Raw genomic sequence first — 18,210 nt, 5'->3', positions numbered from 1 at the left:
GCACTTACATTCCTAAATTATAGAGGTGTTGCAGGGTGGAAAATACGACCGAACTAAAGGTGTACCCCCCAAAAAGTTTAGGACTTTGTATTGCGGTACTGCCCGGGACCGGTGCCCATTTTCTTCTCAAACTGTTTCAGGAACTGCCCATAATTCGTATACCCTACCTGATCGGCAATCTCCGAGAGCTTCAGCGAACTCTGCCGGAGCAGGGCCGCCGCCTTTTCAATCCGCAGCGTATGCAGCTGCTCATTGAAAGGAATACCGTTCTTTTTGCGGAGCAGCTGTCCAAGATACACCGGATGCAGATAAAAAATCTCTGCCAGCTTTTGTATCGTCAGCGTTTCGCGGTAATGCTCTCCGATATACTGATTAATCTCCTGGACAATTCCATGGGAGCCCTGGCGCTGCACCTGTACAAGCAGTTCAATACAGGCTTCGCCGCAGGTGGACAACAGCTTCATTAACCCCGTTAAGTTAAGCATGGCATGCGGCATTTCAGCAGCGTCAAAGCTTCCCGGCAAGAACGGCCCGCGGAGTTCACTGCCTTCCGGAGTCAGCCCGATCATCTGGTACATGAGATGGATGACCAGCTTCCTTACCACTTCAGGTGCCACATGCTGTTCAAGAAAACTATGGGCCGCCGAATCAACCGCTTGCCTGAATCCCTCGGGATCCAGCGTATTGACCGGAGCCAGAATGGCATCCATCAGCCGGATATGGTCATAGTGATAGTTAAACGGATAGTTGTTAATTTCCTGATAGGATATAAGGCCGACGGGCGGCGTCCGGTAAAAGTAATGCAGCCCCGCTTCCTTCGCCGTCCGGTAGCTGTCTGCCAGGTACAGTGGGGATTTGCCTGCGGCTCCGAGTGAAATCAACAGGGGCTTGCCGGCATATTCCTGCTGCAGCGGGGCGAGCACGTCCGCCGCTGTTGCCGGGAAGCGGCTTCCATAGCCGTACACAACAGCGAAGCTGCTTGCTTCCAGGTCAATTAAATACATCGTTTGCTGCTCAGCGATAAGAGCCGCCACTCTCCCCCTCAGCTCTGCATACAGCTCCTTCACGGTTTGAAGCAGCAGTACATTCCACCAGTCCATTCCCTCGGGCAGTCCCGCCGGAGGCTCTTGCAACTGCTGATCACCCGGCTTATTAAGGAGCAACCTCTTCATTCCCGCAGCCACCGTTTCGGAGGAAGCCATCTGATTCATCAGCAGCTGGCGGTTGTTCCTTTCCAGTTCCTGATGGATTGCCTTCAGCTCTTCCGCGGTCTCCTCTGGAAAAACCGGTTTTAGCAAATAATGATGGATGCCGTACCGGATGGCCGTCTGTGCATACTCGAACTCACTGTAGCCGCTTAATATCGCGAATCTGATCTTCTCCGGCTCTTCCCGGCGCCAGGCAGCAACCATCTCCAGACCGTTCATTACAGGCATGTTCACATCCGTAATCACCAGATCCGGCTGCAGCCGCCGCATCTGCTCTATTCCCTCCCGGCCATTGCTGCAGGTTCCGCAAACATCGAAGCCAAGCGCCTCCCAGTCGATCCACAACATCAGCCCCTCAAGGCTGCTCGGTTCGTCATCAATCAAAAGCACTTTATAGTTCATACGTCTCCCTCACCTTCAAACGGGTACAACCTTTCCAGTAGCCGAAGCGGAATCCCAAAGGTCACAACGGTCCCCTGGTTCGGCGTACTGATCATCTCGAATCGGACCTGATCCTGATAATACAGCTCCAGTCTGCGGTATACATTGCGCAGTCCGACATTTGCTCCCGAAGAATCCTCGTTCCTTATGGCACCCATCAGCTCCTTGAGCCGCCCGGCCTCGATGCCTTTGCCGTTATCGGACACTGTAATTTGCAGGCGGTTGTCCTCAACAGCTGTTTTCACCGTAATAATACCCAGGCCCTCAATGGTCTGCAGCCCGTGCTTGCAGGAATTCTCTACCAGCGGTTGCATACTCAGCTTGGGGATTTTGTACCTTTTCGACTGCTCATCGATTTCGAACACATAGTCGAATTTATCTCTGAACCTGAATTTTTCGATCTTCAAGTACATCTCAATGAACGACATTTCTTCCTCCAGCGACACGAGATCCTCCTTCCAGCTCAGCAGCCTCCGGAGCAGCTTAGACAGGCTTTTCACAATATCCGTCACATCGGAGTAATTGTTTTTGGTGCAGACGACCAGGATCGCATTCAGCGTATTGAACAGAAAATGGGGATTCATCTGACTCTGGAGGAAATTGAGTTCGGCCCTGACACGTTCCATCTCCAGATTTTTTTTCTGAATTTCCAGCTTGTACACGTCATTGATCAGCGAATTGATCCGGGTGGTCATCCGGTTGAAATTATGGATTAGTCCTCCAATCTCGTCGCGGCCTTCGTCAATGCGGATCAGCTCAAACTTCTCGTTCGTCACCTTCTGCATATGTCTGGAGAGCCGCTTGACCCTATAGTTATACGATCTCAGCATCACATAGATAAAGCCGCTGGTCAGCAGGGTAATCGTGGTCGCCAGAAAGGCAGCATACAGCCGCATATCCAGCACCGCCTGCGAAATCCGCTCCCCCTGGGTGATCCCGACAATCCGCCAGCCCTTCAGGTAGACGGCTGTGCCTAAGGGTGCGATATGAACATCCTCCTTGGATCCATCATCCAGCTGTTTGAACAGCGGGTAGGGCTCGTCGGTGATCCGCTGATAGCCGCTGTCCGCCGACATGACAATCTGATTCTGCTCGTTGACCAGATACAGACTGAGATAATCTTTTTCACGGGCAATCACATCATAGATTTCAGTAAGATCCAGATCGATCCGTACCAGCTTCTCGTATGTATTGTAATTCCTGAAGTTGTTCATAATCTGGACCACACTGAGAGCTGGAATAGAAGCGGATGTATTTCCTTCCACACTCGTACGGTAAGCGGTTACAACAACCTGATTATGCGAAGTCTTCAGCTGCTTATACCAGTCACTGTTCCAGACCCGATTGTTCATGGCCTGATAGTTGCCCCCGGATACGATCGAGCGGTTGTCCGTAAATATACTGATCCGGTCAATCTGGTTGTTCACCGGCATATAGCTGTTCAAGCGGTCCCGGAGCTGTTCGTCATAGGCACCGTAAAAGTCGATGAGATTCTTATACTCCCGGTCCAGCATTTCATACAGATTCTTATCCGTAGACAGGGTGTAGGCCACCGCGACCCCGCCCTCGATATAATCATGAATATCCTTCCGTGCCCGCTCCAGCGAGATCTCCAGATTCTGCTGCTCTCTTGAGCGGATCAGATCGGTGATCCGGTCCAGGAAGACCAGGTTGATGATCATGATGGGAAGCAGGACACCCACGAAGTAAATCAGAAAAAATTTATAGTTCAGCGGAATATCATTCACAAAATGAGCAAACCGGAATCTTTTTTTCTCCATGGCACGCACCGGCTTTCTTAGAACTGCTTATTGTTGCCCGAATATTTGTATACGGAGGGCGGGACCCCCACCATTCCCTTAAATTTCTCGATGAAATAGTCCGTATTCGAAAAACCGACCTGCAGCGCGATATCCGATATTTTGAGCTGCGTCCGCTTAAGCAGCCCCTTGGCTGCTTCAATCCGCTTCTCATTCACATATTCGCTGAAACTGCACCCGGTCTCCTTGCGGAACAACTGTCCCAGGTAGGTGGAATTCATGTGAAACTGCCTGGCCAGATCCTGAAGCTGCAGCTTCCCCCTGAACTCAAGATCTACATACTGTATGACGTTAAATATGGTGTTTCCCTGGTTGGCCTGCTTCAATTCCGCCAGATAGACAGTACTCTCTGTACACAGCCTGTGTACATAACTGCTCAGCAGAAAATAATCACCAAGCCCTCCGAGATTTCCGAATTCAGCCTGGAGATTACCCATCACTATGTCAGGATCACCATTCATCTCCTTGAGATGGCGGTATAGAGTCATTTCCAGATGGGCAACCTCTGCCTGGACCTCTTCTACCGTGAACAGCTTACCACCAAACCCCGCAAAAGCCTCCTTGACATAAACCTGCAGCTTCGCTGCTTCACCCGCCTTGACCTTGTTCACAAGTGCCGTGAACCCTTCTTCATGAATCCTTTTCTCCGGCCGGCATTTCTTGAGATCACTGTAATGGAAAATCCCGCTGCGCTCTCTCTGGTACTTAAGCTTCCACACCTCAAGAGTCTGCAGATAGCTCTCACGGATGGCGGCCATACCGGTCAGCCGGTCGCTGACCATTACAATAACAGGCTCCTGAAGCTCTTCCACCAGTTCTCTTTGTAGCAGACTGACGGCTCCTTCCAGCGCATCGGAAGACAAGGCAGCGGACTGCACGACCAGTCCCGCCCGGCCCGCGCCATCCTGAAACGCATAACTGATTTCCCAAGGAAATCCTCCATCCCTCTGTCTCTCTGCATGGACCACAGGAGTAGCGGCTGCAATCAGAATGCACACCAGTTCAGCATCTTCATCAAGCTGCAGCACATCCCTGGAGAGCTGGCGCAGTTCTTCGCTGTCTTCGCCCTGAATGAAACGGCCGAGCAGATGGCTGGTCAAACAGGCCTGTTCCTTCCAGCGTTCTTTTTCGGAAGCGATTTCATTTCGGATCATCCTGCCTAGCTTATCTAAGAGAATCCCTATCTCCTCGTCGTCAATCGGCTTCAGCAAATATTGATCGACCCGCTCACGCAGGGCTGTCCGGGCATAATTGAAGTCGTCATATCCGCTCAAAATCACAAACCGCGGCGCCTTGTCCATTATTTCGTTCACCCTGGTAATCAGCTCCAATCCATTCATCACAGGAATATTAATGTCCGTGAGCACCAAATCCGGCCGAAGCTCTTGAATCATCCTGAACGCATCCGGGCCGTTCTGAGCCCCCCCGCACACTTCAAATCCATATCTCTTCCAGTCCACCATAGTCCTTAATCCTTCGAGCACCCATGGCTCATCATCCACCAGCATTACTTTCAGCAATCGTCCTGCTCCCTTCTCATATCCACAAGAGTAAAGTTGTACCAGCAAAATAAATATTAATTAGCCTAGCACAATTGGATTATGTTGTGTACATTTACTTTATCAAGAAATCAAAATGCGCTGTAAGTAGCTTTTGTACATAAATATTAGATTTGTTCACTCCCTTGAACTTCAACCTGTGCAATATTCTCATCTTGCTCCACTGTTCTGTTCACGGTGTGAAGCTTATACTGATACTGTGAACAATAGAGAGAAGGCGTGATCATCACACCCATACACAGTGAATCAGGGGGATGCTTATGAGACTGAACAAGATCGGCAACAAAAGAGCACTGTACAGCAAAATATTGGTCAGTATGACGTTATGTGTGTCCTTAACCTTCCTTGTCTCCACCATCATCTATTACAACTATTATATTGGCGTGGAAAAAACGCAGGCTTTCCGCTCCGACCTTGGCAACCTCACGCAAACGAGCAAAGAGGTGGTCAACATGACCGATGCCGCGCAATCGCTTTCATTTCAGATCTACCGCAACAGCACTGTTTCCAAAATTGTATTTTACGACAAACCGGATATCTATGATGTTACAGCAGCCATGTCCGAACTGGGGAATTACCTCAGCTCCATGCCTTATATCGAGTCCATCTATGTCTACAATCCCAAAAGCGCAAAGCTGTACATCGCCTCTTCACACGGCCAGAACGGTGTATTTACGGAGCAGGAATTAGTAGACACGAGCATTCTGGATATTCTGAATCATTATCAGGAATACAAACCGTTCACCCCCATTCCACGCGTGTATTCCAACGGCGCCGCGGAGAATGACCGGGTCCGGGCCTATACCTTCCTGTGCTTCGACGCCATTGGCTGGGACCGGGCCATCAATTCTGCCGTTATTGTCAACATTTCCGCGCCATGGATTAACAAAGAAATCACCAGTCCCGTGGACTCCAGGAGCGCTACCTTTATTCTCGCTGATCAAGGAAAATTTCTGTCCGTAGGCAGTCTTGAGCCGCAGGAATTGTCTCCGCTGGAGACCAATTGGGTTCAGCAGCGGATTCAGGGTCAGGCCTCCGGCTCTTTTATCGGGAAATTCGGCGGGGTCAGCTCGCTGATCTCATATACTTCGCAGGATGCTTTAGGCTGGCAGTATGTGCGCATCACACCTTACGATATCATCACCAAGCAGACCAACAGCATCCGCAACGCCACCCTGCTGATTGCCGCACTGATTTTTGTGGCAGGTATCGCCTTCTCCTGGCTCATGTCGCGCAGACTGTATCTTCCCATCGACCGGATTGTCCGGGAGATGAATATTCTGGAATCCGAAAAACGCGACAGCATGTTCACCATCCGGCAAAATACGCTGCGCGATTTGATTCTCGGCCTCAAGCCCCTGCAATCCATCCAGCAGGTCGAGAAGCTGCGCCAGCTCGGAATCCATTTCACTTTCAATGATGATTACCGCTTGATTCTGCTGCGGATTGACAATTACCAGGAGTTCAGGGAATCCCGTTCATCTTATTTACTGGCCTACAAGTTCGCCATTATGAATATCGCTTCAGAAATTTGTGGTCAGACCTATCGTGTGGAGACTGTAGACATGAACGATGACGGCATCCTGGTGCTTTTGAATATTGTAGATCCCAAGGAATACACGGACACCGAACTGATTGAGACGCTGCTCCGCCAGATTCAGCAGGCCTGCTCCGACTATCTGAAGGTGAGTCTGACCCTTACCTATAGTCATATTGACCGCAATCCCCTGCAGCTGCACCAGCTCTATAAGCAGGTTAGGGAAGCGTCCAATCATAGGCTGTTCTACGGGCATGGCTGCATGATCAGCGCCCAGTCCATCCATGCCCTTCAAGCTAACCTTTATCACTATCCTACAGAAAAAGAAAAAAGACTCGTCGATGCGCTGATGAGCGGCAAAATGGAAGAAGCCCGTGAGTATTTCAGCAGCATTATCCGCGAGACCTCAGCCTATCCGTTCTCGTCGGTACAGCTGACTGTATCCAGACTCAGCGTGACCATCAAGGAGATTATCATCAACGTCCAAAAACGTAACCGCTTGCAAAATGAGGGGGCTGTCGAACTGCCCACTTTGGAATTGGTAGAAACGGTCGCGGAGCTGGAGCAGGCCTTTTTCGCTCTTTTCAATGAAATGCATGAACAGCTGGCCGAGAAAAAAAGCTCCAAGCAGCACGAACTGGTCCGCCTGATCAATCAAAAAATAAATGAGGCCTACATGGAGCCCAGCCTAAGCCTCAATCAGATTGCTGACGAGCTGGATATGTCGCCGATCTATATCAGCCGCCTATACAAGCAGCAAACGATGGCCAGCATCGTGGACGTCATCCTGGAGGTGCGGATGCGCGAAGTCTGCAGCCTGCTGGAGAATACCGATCTGCCTGTAACCACCATTGCCGAACGCTGCGGGTTCACCAGCAGTTCCTACCTGCACCGGATGTTCAAGCGCAGCTTTGGCACCACGCCTACCGATTACCGCCGCTCCAAGCATGCATAGTATCCTCTTAAGACACCTTTAGGTTGTCTTAGTATTATTAGGTCAGCCAGAACTACTGGTTGGCCTATTCTTGTATGTGTTTTAATTTAGTAAAATAATCAATCGTTTTTCCGGTCAACTCCGTCTTACTTGTGAAAACATATTTCGGGGCGACTTCTTCCATAGACCGACACAAACAAGGAAGAGGGGATGGTGAATGGTGGAGAAGATAATGAACAAGGCCAATACAGCGGATGTTACGCTGATGGATGAAGAGGTATTCTTTCAACGGCTTGCGGGCGAGCACCGTAAACTGTATGCGATCGCGTACAGCTATCTGCGTTCCGAAGCGGATGCCCTGGAAGCGGTGCAGGAAGCCTCGTGCCGGGCCTGGATGAAGCACAAAAAGCTCAAAAACGAACAGGCCTTCACACCGTGGCTAATCCGGATTACCATCAACTGCTGCATGGATGAGCTGCGGCGCAAAAAACGCGTCGTTCCGGCGGAGAAGCTGAAGGAGCAGGAAGCCCAGGAGATGAGGAGCAGCGATCGTCTCGATCTGGAGCGGGCGATGAACCGGATGAAGCCGAAATACCGGCATGCCGTGATGCTCAAGTATTACCAGGATATGACGACCGCCGAAATTGCCAAGGTACTGAATAAGCCTGAGGGCACAATCAAAACCTGGCTGCGTGAAGGACTGGGGCAGTTGCGGAACTATTTGTGAGCATGTGGGAGGTGGCTAAAGATGTTGGAAAAAGAAGAACGTATCCTGAAACAGGATGCCAAAGAGGTCAATCTAAATGCGGAGACGATTCAGGAAATGAAAATTTATAATGCAATGCGCAGCGGAGTGGCGCAAGGCAAAAAACGCAGCCAACGGCGTTTCTATTCCTATGGGGCGGGGGCCGTATTCGCCACGGCCGCAGCCATTTTTCTGATTTTCTTCTCCATCGGCCTGCCAGCCGGAGATACAGGCGATTCTGACCTCGGCGGTTCAGCACAGGCGGCCAGCACCAAAAGCTGGGATCATTTTGCGGCCTATCGTAACCAGCCCTTACACAATCGGCTGGTTGCTGACATTCTGGAACGGGATCTGATCAAGCCGGTCCGTCAAAGCGCAACAAACAAAGGTTACCGCATGAATGTGGATGGCGCCGTCACGGATGGCCGTAAAGTGTATATCCTGTTCAGCGTGCAAAACGATACGGATACAGAAGTTATTCCTGCGGATACGAAGATTCAATTCGGGGATTTCGAGGTTCCATATCCGCATCGAGGCGCAGCCCTGGAAATGGCGTACGATAGTGGTGACTCCCGGATTCAGCCCGGCCAAAGCAAGGATTTTATTTATTCCACCAACTATCCGGCCTCCATCGCCTATTCCAAGGATGTGAAGTTCACTCTGATTCTCACCGGAACGTCTGACCAGGCGCTCACTTCCAGCAGCAACAAGTATCGGACCGCCCTGGAGGTATCGTTCGAGCTTGACCCGGCCAGGTTTAAAGACCAGGAGCGTACACTGTCTGTGAATCGTACGCTGACGGTGGACGGTCAAAAGATCAAAGTGCGCCAAGTGCAATATACTCCGCTGAATACCTATGTTGATCTGGAGTATGACAAGGCGAACACCAAACGGATGTTCAGCCTGCTTAACCCCGTTCTGATCGCAACAACCGGGAGTCAAACCGATAAATTGGTTTATCCGGGCAGAATCACGGCCGATAATTCCGAGGTGTACAAAGACCACTCGCAGGCAACGCTGGTGTTCAGGTATACCAAGCTTAACCACCCGGACTCCACCACGCTGACGATTGCCGGTATCTCGGCTCTGGAGCCTGACCGTATGAAATTTGTGGTCGATTTGAACAAGCAGCAAGTTATTGAAGCTCCGACAAACGATTTTGAAATGGTCACATCCAAGCAAGAGCATAATGCAACAGCGGATGAGATTCTGCTGCGGCGCAAAGTAGCCAACCTGTCTTATTATACCGATTCGCAAGGGGCGGTTCAGGCGGAGTACATCGGCGCAGGACTGGCCGACAAATTTACCGATGCGAACGGCAAGGTGCATGAAAGAACGAATCGAGAAACTGCACTTCACAATTTCGGCGGCACCACGATCTCTAGTGATGGTACAGGAATAGATGAGATGAGTTTATTTTTTGACAGTCAAGCTGCAGATTACCCGCAGCCGCTTACCATATCGGTTGAACGCATTTGGAATCCAATTTTGGAGAAGCAAAGTATCGAGCTGTTCGCCAAGAAATAGTACCCCCTTCTCCTCCCCCTTTGTCCCGGAAGCGGCAAAGGGGCATTTTGTCTTGTCCTGATGAACTTGGAAAATACCATTAAGGTGAAAAGTAACGGAGGGGAAGTTTGGAACTGGAGGAGCGATAGCGTCCGCCTTTGTCTCCGGATGTTATCCGCTATAAGCGGTACAATCCAAAACATCTGGAGACAACAGCGGCCGGAAGTCCAAACATTCCCTGGAGTTACGGCCAGCACCAAATATGACATTTTTCTAGTTGGCTGGGCTCCAGACAAAAAGAAGCCCCGGCAACCGCTGCCGGGGCATTCCTCTATTATTTGATCCCTTTTTCAGCAGTATAAGCATTCCACTGCTTCGTCCATTCCGCCTGAATCTTTTCCAGACCAGCCTGCTTGGCCTTCTGCATAAAGGTTTCGAGCCCTTTATCCACATCATCTACCAGCCCGGCTTCCAGCGGGAACAGGTACTGCTTCTCTACCTGCTCCAGAGCCGCTTTTTCAGCCTGATACGAACTGTAATCCTCCGCAAAGCCCAAGAACAGATCTGGCTTCTGAATCTTGTCTAGCTCGTCGAAGATCGCCTTTACTCCATCAAATCCCTTATCGAACAACATGAATTCCGGATTTCTCCAAGCCCAGCCGTTCATTCCCTCACGGGAGAAGCCATTGGATTGGCTAGTGCCTACCAGCTTGTAGTAACCGCCCTCTACAGTGTAGTTCTTGCCTTCAATACCGTATTGCGTCAGCTGGTTATACCGTTTGTCCAGGACCAGCTTCTGATAGAAAGCAAGTGCTCTTTCGGGATTTTTGCTGCTCTTGGGAATGGCAAAACCATTGTGTATCGGATGTACCGGCGTTGCATATCCTGTTGTTCTACCGAATGGAGAATAGGCCAGCTCCCACTCAGGATGTGTTGTGCTGATCTTCATCTTCATATCGTTAAAGCGGTTAGGATTATCTCCGAACATGCTGGCCGCTTTACCTGAAGTAATCGGGTCTTGCATCGTATCCTTGATGTTCAGCACGTTCTTGGGAATAAACCCTTTGTCCGCCCAGCGCTTCATGGTCTTCAGCTCTTCTTTTTGCTCATCAGAGCCCCAATAGGAGTAGACTGTTGTAGGTGTTTCATACTTCACGCCCATACCGTAAGGCAGAGCACCGACCATTTTATTCAACTCCGTATAAATGTAATGCAGATTATTGCCGATGTCGCTGTTTAGGGATATAGGCATCATATCCGGCTCATTGGCCTTGATTCCGTCCATGTAGGCCTCATAGGTAGCCAGATCTTTTGGAGCCGGCAGATTATATTTCTTGCGCAGATCCTCGCGATATACGAAACCGTTAGTTACATATTCTTTAAAGGTCGCAGGAACCGTATAGATTTTACCGTCTACCTTCACATCCTCCCACATCGATTCAGGGACGAATTTCTGCAACTCCGGTGCAGCCTTGGGCAGGAGATCATCGATAGCGAGGAACGCGCCGCGTTTGGCATAGGATTGATATTGGGTCCAGTCCGCTGTGAAAATCAGATCAATCGCCTGGCCGGAGGACAGCAGCAGCTTGTATTTCTGATCCCAGTCCGTCCAGCTTGTATAGTTGAACTTCACGGTAGCATTCAGATCTTCCTGAGCCATCTTATTGATTTCATCTTGAATGATCGGCAGATCCTTCGGAGCGTCTCCAAGCATGTAGAACTGAAGCTCAACCTTCTTCGAGGTGTCGATTCCAGTTTCAGCTGCGGGGGCTGCGTTACCCTCTGTTGTGGCGGCAGTATTGGTCTTGCCTTCTGTTCCAGCGCTGCCTTTGTTAGCATTACTGTTGCTGTTGTTACCACCGCATCCTGCAAGAAGCGATAGGGCCAGCGCAGTTGTTGTAAGCGTTGCCAGAGTTTTTCTGCCTGCTTTCTTTTTCATATGAACCCTCCTAAAAGTTTTGTGAGCACAGCTTCCTTGTTCAGGCTTCGTACAAAACTGACTTTGGAAGCATACGCTACGTTTGGTGAGCTACCCTTATCTTGTATGACTCTATGTTAGCCGAATAACAGAAGCACGGTAATGGTACTTTCTGCCACTCGGTTCTAACCTTTTACAGCCCCAACGGTCAAGCCCTTTACAAAATAGCGCTGGATGAACGGGTACAGAAACAGAATGGGTCCGGTAACGACGATGGCCATCGCCATTTTGGTTGACTCGGTAGGCAAATCACTGCCCAGGCTGACACCGGTACCCGCGCCCATGTTGGCAATGAAAGCTGCCGAATTGATTACATTGTACAGATGGAACTGCAGCTGGTACTTATGCGGATCATTGATGAACAGCGAAGACGAGAACCAGTCGTTCCAGTAGGCCAAGGCGAGAAACAGGCCGACCGTGGCGATGCCGGGCATCGACAGCTGGAGGACAATCCTCCAATAGATTTTGAAATCACCGGCTCCGTCGATCTTGGCGGATTCGAACAACTCCTCGGGAACGGCCGAACGGATGAAGTTCTTCATTAGAATAATCAGGAACGGTGTCATCAGCCCCGGAAAAATCAGCGCCCCATACGAATCTGTAAGATGCAGATATTTGGTCATCATAATGTACCAGGGCACCAGCCCCCCACCGAACAGGGTGGTGAAGTAGATGTAGAATGAGAAGGTATTGCGGTACTTGAAATCCTTGCGGGCCAGTACATATCCGGCCATAGTCATAAAAAACAGTCCCAGTATCGTGCCCGTCACCGTAGTGAACAGTGTAACGCCATATGCACGCAGCACCTCGTCCGGGAAGGTAAACACCGTTTTGTAGCCCTCCAGCGAGAACTCAGCCGGAATCAGATGATAACCATCCTTAATGATCGAATCATTGGCAGTCAAGGATGCCGAAATAATCAGCAGGAACGGAATCAGGCAGGCCAGAGAGCCCAGAATGATAACCGTGTAGGCAAGACCCTGCAGCAGCCTTGTATAATGATCGTCTTTGATATGCATGCTCTATTTCTCCTTCCGTATCGTGTTCAGCACATCCTAGAACAAAGCGTAATCATCATTTATTTTGCGGATAATGTAGTTCACTGTCATGATCAGAATGAAACCGAACAGCGATTGGTACAGCCCTGCTGCCGTCGCCATTCCGACATCAAAGGTAACCTTCAGCGAACGGAACACATACGTATCCAGAATGTCTGTGGTATTGTAGAGGACCCCGTTGTTACCGATCAGCTGGTAAAAGAGGTCAAACTGCCCTTTCATAATGCTTCCCAGCGAGAACAGCAACAGCACTATAAAGGTCGATTTCAGCATTGGCACGGTGATATACCAGATCCGCTGGAAGATATGGGCACCGTCGATTTTGGCCGCTTCATAATACTCTTCACTGATTCCAGTAATGGAAGCGAGGTAAATGACCATGCTGTAGCCAAGATTCTTCCAGAGATAAAATAGAATGATCAGGAAAATCCAGGCCGACGGTTTATTGTAGACATCGACAGGTCCCGCCCCGAACTGGGCCAGCAGCGTATTTAAGAAACCGTTATCATAATTGAACACGTTGTATACGATAACACTCAGAATAACGAAGGAGACGAAATACGGCAGGAACATGATGGATTGGGTCAGCTTTTTGAACCATTTGATACGCAGTTCGCTGAGCAGAATCGCACAGACAATCGCGAGCACATTCCCCAGCAGGATAAACGCCAGGTTGTAGCCAATCGTGTTCAGAGTGAGCTTCACCAGCGTGCCGGACTTCCAGAGAAATTCGAAGTTTTTGAGACCCACAAAGGGTGCATCGAACAAACCGGAATTGAAATCAAACTGGGTAAACGCGTAATACACGCCGACCATCGGGAAATACGAATTGACCAGAAAGAACAGCAGTGTAGGCAGCAGCATCAGAAAAAGAATCCGGTTATGGACCAGCTCATGCAGGAAACCTTTCTTTTTCTTCTTCTGTGTCCAGGCCCCCGTCTCGGACGGCAGCCCCGCCCCCTTAATAGGAAGCTCAATGGCGAGTGGTATTCCACTCTTGCGTTTACGGTATCTCAAAGCCTTCACCCTCCTATACCCCTATAAAATAATTTGCAATTTGCGGCAGCATATGCCTGCTCCCCCGCTTGGACGCCTGAAGCTGTATTCAGCGGCACCGTCCAATGTATGTTTTGAGTATAGAAGACACCTTTCAGGGTGAATAGTGCAGCTTAAGGGTATTCCTGTATATTGTGGACTATCGCCTAGTGAACATTTCTGACTTCTGTGGAGTAAACAAAGGTTGAACGGCAAAAAGCCCCGTAAACTCTCCTGTATCAGGACAGCCCCGGAGCTTTATATAGAAGACTAACCGTATAACTAATCTAAGATTCCACGAAAAGAGCCCGGCCCCGTTTCACCGCCAGTCCCGGTGTTTCCTCATCCATTCGCCGTTCTGCCTCACTCAGCACCTTCCGCTTCCGCCAGCGCCGCAGCACCAGCAGCCCTCTTGTCGCCTCATCGGCAATCATACAGCAGTAAATGCCTGTCAGACCCCAGCCGGCACTGATCCCGAGGAAGTAAGAGCAGCCCACGCCGATGAGCGACATGGAGCAGATGGAGACATACATAGTATAACGGGTATCTCCAATCGCATTGAGCGAATTACCCATGGCCATGTTCAGCATTTTGCAGGGCTGCAGCAGCAGATTAAGGGCTAGCAGGGATACCCCTATCGAGATAATCGCCTCATCCTCTGTGAAAAATCCCAGCAGCGTTCTCCCAAACACAAACAGCAGCAGCACGTTGGCACCGACAATAACCAACCCGATATAGAGCGTGCGGTAAGCCCCTTTATAGACCTCTTGCGTCTGACGGGCGCCGAAGAGATGAGCAAGCTGAATCTGTCCAGCCATCGCTACGGCATAACCCAATGTGAAGCAGAAGGATTCCAGCGTATTCAGGTAGGTGCGGGCTGCCAGTTCTTTGGCCCCGAGAATCGCCATAAACGAATAGATCACCAGCTGTGACAGTACCCATGATGAAGAATTGAGGCCCAGCGGCCAGCTGATACGGACGATCTCCCCGAACAGCTTCCGGTTGAAGATCCGGAAATCCCGCAGCCGGACTGTACGTTCAAAGGATCGGCTGAACAGATACAGCAGAATGAAGACACCCAGTAGCCGGCTGATCATATTGGACACCGCGATGCCGGCGAGGCCCAGCTCCGGTAGCCCGAACACTCCAAAGATCAGCAGATAGTTCAGGGCAATATGAATGATATTCACCGCCACTCCCGTATACATCGGCCCACGGGTATTTCCGGTATTGCGGATCGCTGAACCCAGCGCAACGGTCATCCCGACCATGAACAATCCGCCCCCGACATAGGTGAGATAGACATGCGCGAGCGGCAGCAGCTCTTCGGAGATATGCAGCAGCCGGGCCGTGGGGTCCGAGTACAGGAACATTAGCAGGCTAACTCCGAAGCCCAGGATACTGCTGGACGTTACTCCCATAATAGCAATCGTACGCGCTTCCTCTGAACGCCCCGAACCCAGACGCTGGGCAATCAGAATTCCCGCCCCTCCGGCCAAGGTGGTGAAGAGCGTGGTCAACGCACCGAACAGCTGATTGGAAATCCCTACAACCGCAACCGCGTCATCCGAAATCCGGCTGACCATAATCGTGTCCACCGTTCCCAGCAGCGTCTGCAGAAATATCTCGATGAAGATCGGCCAGGCCAGCATCCACAGACCGGATTTTCCGGTTATAGCTTTCACGAAATCAACCCTCCTCCGGTGGACGCCCATACTCGAATCCTACGCCCACTTCGATACAATTCATCTTGTCAGAACTAAATTATAGGTGATATACTCTGAAAAATGTACCACATACGAAACCTAAACTTTCAATATCCCAACTTTCATTAGGGAGGAGTGCCTCATGGATATCTTACAATTTTCCGTCCCGCCTTTGCCTCATTACATTATCAGCGGGCTGAATCAATTCCAGACTGGCTATCTTCATCCAAACCGCCAGCACATTCAGGTGTTCGATCTGCTGATCGTCCGCCAGGGCTGTCTCTATATCGGCGAGGAAGACCGAAGCTTTACAGTGAACGCAGGCGAAGCGCTAATCCTGCGGCCGGATTGCCATCACTATGGAAGTGAGGGCTGCCGAGAAGATACGACCTATTATTGGCTGCATTTCCAAACCTCCGGCAGCTGGAGTGTGGACAGTGCATCTTCCTCTGTTTTGTATGAAGCCGGTGGAGCCATGATTGATCCAGTTGTTGAAGCCAGTGTATCTGCCGAGCCGCTTCCCGCAGCCTACTTCGGGATCGGTCCGTTCAGCCTGCGCCTCTCCCAGCTCATCACCTTGCTTCAGCCTGCCAGAATAGAGGAGCTGCTGCTCCAGCTGGAGATGCTCAAAAGCAATGCCCATCTGACCTCCGTCCGCTTCAGGCAGCAAATTCTCTTTCAGGAAATCCTCCAGCAGCTCGCGGCTTCCATAGAGCAGGGCCGCTCCGGTTCCCAGTCCACCGCCTGTGCTGAACAGGCTGCCTCCTTCCTGCGGGCCCACTACCGCGAGGAAATCACGACTGCAAGGCTCGGGGAAAGTCTTAACTTTCATCCTGTCTACATTGCCCGCTGCATGAACAGGGAGTACGGTTGCTCCCCCATAGAGTATCTGCTCCGCTACCGCATTGAACAGAGCAAGCTGCTGCTGATGCAGACCAGCTTCCCCATTGCGCGGATTGCCGAAGAGGTCGGCTTCAACCAGGCTCCTTATTTCAGCTCCAGCTTCATGAAGCTGGAGGGCATATCCCCGCGCCAATACCGTCAGCGCTTCTCTTGACTTCTTTATCCTGTGATATAATAACGGGCAGTAATACGAAACGGACTAACAGGCGGGGATATCTATGAAATTAGAGCGATTGATCTCTATAATCTATAAGCTGCTGAATCACGAAGTTTTGTCTGCCTCCACGCTGGCCGATGAGTTCCAGGTTTCCCAAAGAACCATCTACCGGGATATCGATGTGATCTGTGCTGCCGGCTTTCCGGTCGTATCCTATCAGGGGACTAAAGGCGGTTATGGCATGATGAACGGATACAAAATGGATAAAAGCTTGCTCGGTTCTTATGATGTCAATTCCCTGATTACCGTGCTCAGAAGCCTTTCCTCCGTATTTGAAGATGAGCGTGCGCAGGGGACCATCGAACGGCTTCAGACGATCGGACCGGAGCATCTGACCACAAGCCTGGCAGTGGATCTTGAAACCCTCCGGACGGAGCCCGATGTGCTTCCCCATTTACGTACGGCCATTGCGAAGCGTAATATCGTCCGCTTTGAATATATTAATGCGGAGAATGAGCGTACTACCCGCGATATGGAGCCGCTGCGGCTTCATTTTAAATTTCGGAATTGGTACGTTTATGGATTTTGCCGAACCCGGGGGGATTACAGGGAGTTCCGGCTGTCCCGGTTGATGAATTTGCGCCTGACACAGGAATCATTTGAACCGCATCATGAGGTGCCGGAAGTGGCTGCTTGTTCAAACAAGGATAAGCAAGATCAGCTGGAGGATGTAGTGATCCGGGTAGGGCCGGAGGCTTTGGCGGAAGCGATGGATCAGTTTCATCAGGTCCAAAAGCAATTCCATGCCGATGGGAGTATGACGATGCGAATTCCAGTTTACAAACCATTGAGCGCACGATGGCTTTGGACCCTTCTGCTGAGTTTTGGCAGCGGTGCCGAAGTCCTAGAACCCCCTCTACTACGAGCCATTATAAAAGAGCAGCTTCAAAATACACTCAAACATTATGAAGAAGTATGACACTCTGTTGTCAAACTTCTTTTTTTATGATTACAACAGAAACCAAATCAAATTCATGATAAGTCCAAAGGAGACATTGCAAATGAATCATCCGCTACAAATGTTGAATTACCACACCTGGGCCAACCAGACGATCCTGGGGAGGATCAAAGAACTCCCATCCTCTGTGCTAAGTCAAGAAGTGAACAGCTCGTTCCCCACCGTTGCTCATGCCCTTAGTCACATTTATGCGGTAGATACAATGTGGTATCTGGTTGTAACTGGTACGGGTATGCCAGAGGCGCTGCAGGCAACCCTACCGCTTAATAAGAACCTCCTGCATTCTGTGGACGAATACTCCCATCTATTTGCCCAGCTAGCAGAACAATACAGCGAATGGTTCCAAAACCAGTCCGATTTGGAGCAAATCATTCTGCTTGACAATCCGTTCACCAGAATCCGCCAGACACGCCTGTCCGAAATAGTGCTGCACCTGGTTAATCACGGAACCTATCACAGGGGCAATATTTCTACAATGCTGCGTCAACTGGGTCACGCATCCACGATGAACGACTATGCCCTTTTTTGGTATCAGAAACCCGATGATGATTCCGTCCTGGCGGAGAGACGCTTGGAATCCTCAGACTGACACTCTGCCAGAAAGG

The 18,210-nt window shown here is 50.4% G+C and carries 13 protein-coding genes; 6 read left to right on the top strand and 7 right to left on the bottom strand.

All coding sequences use genetic code 11. From position 1 onward, the window contains the following. Positions 1-77 precede the first annotated feature (77 nt). Genes A3848_RS04320 through A3848_RS04310 form a run of 3 tightly spaced genes read right to left on the bottom strand, consistent with a single transcriptional unit; the run spans position 78 to position 4,989 of the window. The gene (locus tag A3848_RS04320; RefSeq protein ID WP_074083733.1) at positions 78-1,610 is read right to left on the bottom strand and encodes a response regulator transcription factor; all 1,533 of its coding nucleotides are present in this window, start codon (positions 1,608-1,610) and stop codon (positions 78-80) included. After that, positions 1,607-3,430, bottom strand: coding sequence for a sensor histidine kinase (locus tag A3848_RS04315; protein ID WP_074083732.1), 1,824 nt, complete (start codon positions 3,428-3,430; stop codon positions 1,607-1,609). Before A3848_RS04315 ends, A3848_RS04320 begins: the two co-directional genes overlap by 4 nt. A gap of 17 nt (positions 3,431-3,447) precedes the next feature. Continuing rightward, positions 3,448-4,989, bottom strand: coding sequence for a response regulator (locus A3848_RS04310; RefSeq protein ID WP_083611905.1), 1,542 nt, complete (start codon positions 4,987-4,989; stop codon positions 3,448-3,450). Between the two features lie 299 nt (positions 4,990-5,288). Here A3848_RS04310 and A3848_RS04305 point away from each other — a divergent pair, with 299 nt between their 5' ends. The 3 genes from A3848_RS04305 (at position 5,289) to A3848_RS04295 (ending at position 9,771) form a co-directional block, all read left to right on the top strand. Then, positions 5,289-7,520, top strand: coding sequence for an AraC family transcriptional regulator (locus tag A3848_RS04305; protein WP_074083731.1), 2,232 nt, complete (start codon positions 5,289-5,291; stop codon positions 7,518-7,520). A gap of 196 nt (positions 7,521-7,716) precedes the next feature. Next, on the top strand, positions 7,717-8,226 hold the full coding sequence (locus A3848_RS04300; protein WP_083606724.1) for a sigma-70 family RNA polymerase sigma factor: 510 nt from the start codon (positions 7,717-7,719) through the stop codon (positions 8,224-8,226). A 21-nt stretch (positions 8,227-8,247) separates the two neighbouring features. Then, a complete protein-coding gene (locus A3848_RS04295) occupies positions 8,248-9,771 on the top strand; it encodes a DUF4179 domain-containing protein (RefSeq protein ID WP_074083730.1) in 1,524 nt (507 codons plus the stop codon). Between the two features lie 313 nt (positions 9,772-10,084). On the opposite strand, the gene A3848_RS04290 is transcribed toward A3848_RS04295, so the two are convergent. The 4 genes from A3848_RS04290 to A3848_RS04275 all read right to left on the bottom strand — a co-directional run bounded on the left by A3848_RS04290 (position 10,085) and on the right by A3848_RS04275 (position 15,506). Next, positions 10,085-11,689, bottom strand: a complete 1,605-nt coding sequence (locus A3848_RS04290) for an extracellular solute-binding protein (RefSeq protein ID WP_074083729.1) — start codon at positions 11,687-11,689, stop codon at positions 10,085-10,087. A 164-nt stretch (positions 11,690-11,853) separates the two neighbouring features. After that, positions 11,854-12,747, bottom strand: a complete 894-nt coding sequence (locus tag A3848_RS04285) for a carbohydrate ABC transporter permease (protein WP_074083728.1) — start codon at positions 12,745-12,747, stop codon at positions 11,854-11,856. 36 nt (positions 12,748-12,783) lie between these two features. Further along, a complete protein-coding gene (locus A3848_RS04280; RefSeq protein WP_244169711.1) occupies positions 12,784-13,650 on the bottom strand; it encodes an ABC transporter permease in 867 nt (288 codons plus the stop codon). A 458-nt stretch (positions 13,651-14,108) separates the two neighbouring features. After that, the gene (locus tag A3848_RS04275; RefSeq protein ID WP_256702142.1) at positions 14,109-15,506 is read right to left on the bottom strand and encodes an MATE family efflux transporter; all 1,398 of its coding nucleotides are present in this window, start codon (positions 15,504-15,506) and stop codon (positions 14,109-14,111) included. Positions 15,507-15,669: 163 nt separating this feature from the next. On the opposite strand from A3848_RS04275, the gene A3848_RS04270 reads away from it, so the two are divergent. From A3848_RS04270 to A3848_RS04260, 3 genes are all read left to right on the top strand, one after another. Then, the gene (locus tag A3848_RS04270; protein WP_074083726.1) at positions 15,670-16,584 is read left to right on the top strand and encodes an AraC family transcriptional regulator; all 915 of its coding nucleotides are present in this window, start codon (positions 15,670-15,672) and stop codon (positions 16,582-16,584) included. A 64-nt stretch (positions 16,585-16,648) separates the two neighbouring features. After that, positions 16,649-17,566: a helix-turn-helix transcriptional regulator gene (locus A3848_RS04265; RefSeq protein ID WP_074083725.1), complete on the top strand. Its 918-nt coding sequence runs from the start codon at positions 16,649-16,651 to the stop codon at positions 17,564-17,566. Between the two features lie 82 nt (positions 17,567-17,648). Next, positions 17,649-18,194 (top strand): DinB family protein, encoded by a 546-nt coding sequence (locus A3848_RS04260; protein WP_074083724.1) that lies wholly within the window; start codon positions 17,649-17,651, stop codon positions 18,192-18,194. Positions 18,195-18,210: the final 16 nt, after the last annotated feature.

It is taken from the genome of Paenibacillus sp. P32E, from assembly GCF_001909085.1.
In the GTDB taxonomy this organism is placed as follows: Bacteria; Bacillota; Bacilli; order Paenibacillales; family Paenibacillaceae; genus Paenibacillus_AQ; species Paenibacillus_AQ helianthi.
This window is presented reverse-complemented; position numbering and strand designations above follow the sequence as displayed.